5 protein-coding genes are annotated in these 2,656 nt (G+C 62.9%); 1 reads left to right on the top strand and 4 read right to left on the bottom strand.

Annotated elements, in window-relative coordinates:
* The 3 genes from EN969_RS25920 to EN969_RS25910 form a co-directional block, all read right to left on the bottom strand.
* A partial coding sequence (locus EN969_RS25920) for a DUF6597 domain-containing transcriptional factor (protein ID WP_127419512.1) occupies window positions 1-553 on the bottom strand: 553 nt, incomplete at its 3' end.
* Window positions 554-654: 101 nt separating this feature from the next.
* Window positions 655-825, bottom strand: coding sequence for a hypothetical protein (locus tag EN969_RS25915; RefSeq protein ID WP_082826471.1), 171 nt, complete (start codon window positions 823-825; stop codon window positions 655-657).
* A gap of 51 nt (window positions 826-876) precedes the next feature.
* Window positions 877-1,662: a TSUP family transporter gene (locus EN969_RS25910; protein WP_013531213.1), complete on the bottom strand. Its 786-nt coding sequence runs from the start codon at window positions 1,660-1,662 to the stop codon at window positions 877-879.
* A 147-nt stretch (window positions 1,663-1,809) separates the two neighbouring features.
* Between EN969_RS25910 and EN969_RS25905 the strand changes: the two genes are divergently transcribed.
* Window positions 1,810-2,241, top strand: coding sequence for a TerB family tellurite resistance protein (locus EN969_RS25905; protein WP_063168183.1), 432 nt, complete (start codon window positions 1,810-1,812; stop codon window positions 2,239-2,241).
* Between the two features lie 21 nt (window positions 2,242-2,262).
* On the opposite strand, the gene EN969_RS25900 is transcribed toward EN969_RS25905, so the two are convergent.
* Window positions 2,263-2,656, bottom strand: a 394-nt coding sequence (locus tag EN969_RS25900; RefSeq protein WP_164758491.1) for an ABC transporter ATP-binding protein, incomplete at its 5' end; no start/stop codon positions are given.

Genomic DNA, 2,656 nt, shown 5'->3' with positions numbered 1-2,656 from the left:
TGCGGTCATAGGCCCAGGCGATTTCAAGTGGCGTCTCGGCGGCCTTCTCGAGACGGGCGGTGACGAAGGCTTCGGCCATGTCGAAACGCGTCGTCCAATCCGGCGCATTGCCCAGCCATTCACGCAGCGCCAAGCCCTGAGCGCCAAGCACGTCGTCGAGGACGACCATGCTGTCTGTCAGTTCGCTCATCGGCAGGCGGAAGAAACGGCGTGCGCCAAGCGGCGTGAAGTTGACCTGGACGCAGCAGGCGCCGCCGAAGGATTCGATCACCACCGGTCCGGCAAAGAGGCCGGCGGCGAAACTGGCGAAGCGGTCATTGTCGCCGGGCGCCTTGCCGAGGCCGATGGCGAAGGGTTCGGCGAAGCTGATGACCAGCGGTACGGTGAGCGACGCATATTCGACGTTGCGCATATGGCCGGGCGCCATTTCGCGATAGCCGCAAATGTCCGACACAATGCCCTGAAGTCGAGGATCGGGCAGGCGCCGGCGCATCTCAAACCGCCCGGCGACGGACCGGTCCTGCTCTTGCTGGGGTTGCATCTTGACTGGCATCGGCCATCCTCGCGCCAGTCAAATCTAACAGACCAAGGGCCGGAATCAAAAGCGCCCGGCTTTTGGCCGGGCGCTCCTCGTCCCCACTTCAAGGGAAATGGTCAGGCGCCGCGCATCAAGCAGCCGCCGGCAAGCACGATGAAAGCAATAAGCACGATCCACGCCGATGCGAGTGGAATGAATGAGAGAACGCCAAGCGCGGCGAGAACGCCGATGATGGCGATAACAACGGAGATGATAAAAACGATCTGGGTAGGTGCGCTAAGATTCATGTCTGCCTCTCCAACATGATTCGAACAGCGGCATCCTATCAGGGCGCGGGATCACACACCAATCAAGGCCCGCAGCGGGTTCGCCGGGTCAGCCAGCAGCTTCACAGCAAGCGCCAGGCATACGATCACCAGCAGCGGCTTGATCAGTCTTGCGCCGATGCGCATGGCCAGGCTGGCGCCGACGCGAGCGCCGAGGAACTGGGCGACGCCCATCATCAGACCGATCTTCCAGTAGACGACGCCGAAGGCCGCGAAGACGATGAAGCCGCCGATGTTGGAGGCGAAGTTGAGCAATTTGGTATGCGCCGTCGCCTTGAGCACGCCGTAGCCGGCAAGTGCCACGAAGGCCAGCATGTAAAAGGAGCCGGCGCCTGGCCCGAACAGGCCATCGTAGAAGCCGATGGCGGGCACCAAGGTCAATCCAAACAGGAACGGCGACAGGCGCTCGGCGCGGTCGACATCGTTCATGTTGGGCTTGAACGCGAAGTAGAGCGCGATGGCGATCAGCACGATGGGCAGGGCAGCCCGCAGTATGTCACCCGGCACGATCGTCGCCAGCAAGGCGCCGATGGCGCTGCCGACAAGGGCCAGAAGCGCCGACGGCAATTGCCGGCGCAGGTCGACATGACCCTTCGACGCGTAGTGGATGGTCGCCGAGCCCGAGCCGAACATGCCTTGCAGTTTGTTGGTGGCGAGCGCCTGGACCGGCGTGAAGCCGGCAAGCAGCAGCGCCGGCACTGTGATCAGCCCGCCGCCGCCGGCGATCGAATCGACAAAGCCCGCAGCAAAAGCGGCGAAAGCGAGCATGGCGACGGTCTGGATACTAAGGTCGATCATCTGATGTATGGAGGTGTCCGGCCGGCTGAAATATCGAGCGTTCGACCACGGCCGCCCTGTTTGCGCAAGATCGATTCCGCGCTACCTCTATCCCAGCGCATCGCGCCTGGATTGTGTTTGTGTAGTTAACCCGGAAAGAGGCTCCTGATGGCATTCGCATTGCTGGACCAGATACGTCAGATATTCGACGGCGACCCCGGCGTGCGCAAGGTGGCGGACGATCCGGTCCTGTCGGCGGAATTGCTGATGCTGTTTCGCATGATCCTGGCCGACGGGTCGGTCAGCGAGAGCGAAATGGTTGCCTTCCGGCGCATCTGCAAGGACGCCTTCGGCATTCAGGAAAGCAGCATCGACAGCGTCATCGAATATCTCAACGAGTTCGGCTACGAGACCAATGGCTCGCAGGCGATTGCACTGTTCCGCGATCTCGACGTCGAGCGGCGCCGGCAATTGGCCAAACATATGGCGGAGATCGCCAAGGCGGATTCGCAACTGGCCGAGAGCGAGATCCGCCTGCTGCGCCGCACGCTCGACCTGCTCGATATCAGCCCGGTCGATGTGGTCAAGACGCAGGAGTGATCGGGCCGCCTTCTCTCCTGATCAGCCTTGCTCCCGCAGCCGCTCCGCGATCGCCCGGTGCAAGTCAGGGGCGGCGGTGACAAGCGCCTTGGCAGCCTCGGACTGCGGGTGGTCGAGCACTTCGCTCGTCTTGCCGCGCTCGACGATCTTGCCGTCATGCATGACCAGCACCTCGTCCGTGATGGCGCGGGCCACGGTCAGGTCGTGGGTGATGAAGAGGTAGGCGATGCCGAGCTTCTGGTTGAGCTCTGCGAACAGATCGAGGATCTGGGCGCGGATCGAGACATCGAGCGCCGAGACCGGCTCGTCGGCAACGACCAGCTTGGGGCGGGTGATGATGGCGCGGGCGATCGACAGGCGCTGGCGCTGGCCGCCGGAAAATTCATGGGGGTATTTGTCCATGTCGCTGATGCCG

The organism is Mesorhizobium sp. M7A.F.Ca.CA.003.01.2.1 (assembly GCF_003998945.1).
GTDB classification, from domain to species: Bacteria; Pseudomonadota; Alphaproteobacteria; order Rhizobiales; family Rhizobiaceae; genus Mesorhizobium; species Mesorhizobium ciceri.
The sequence above is the reverse complement of the archived record's forward strand: the minus strand, read 5'-3'. Positions and strand labels throughout refer to the sequence as shown.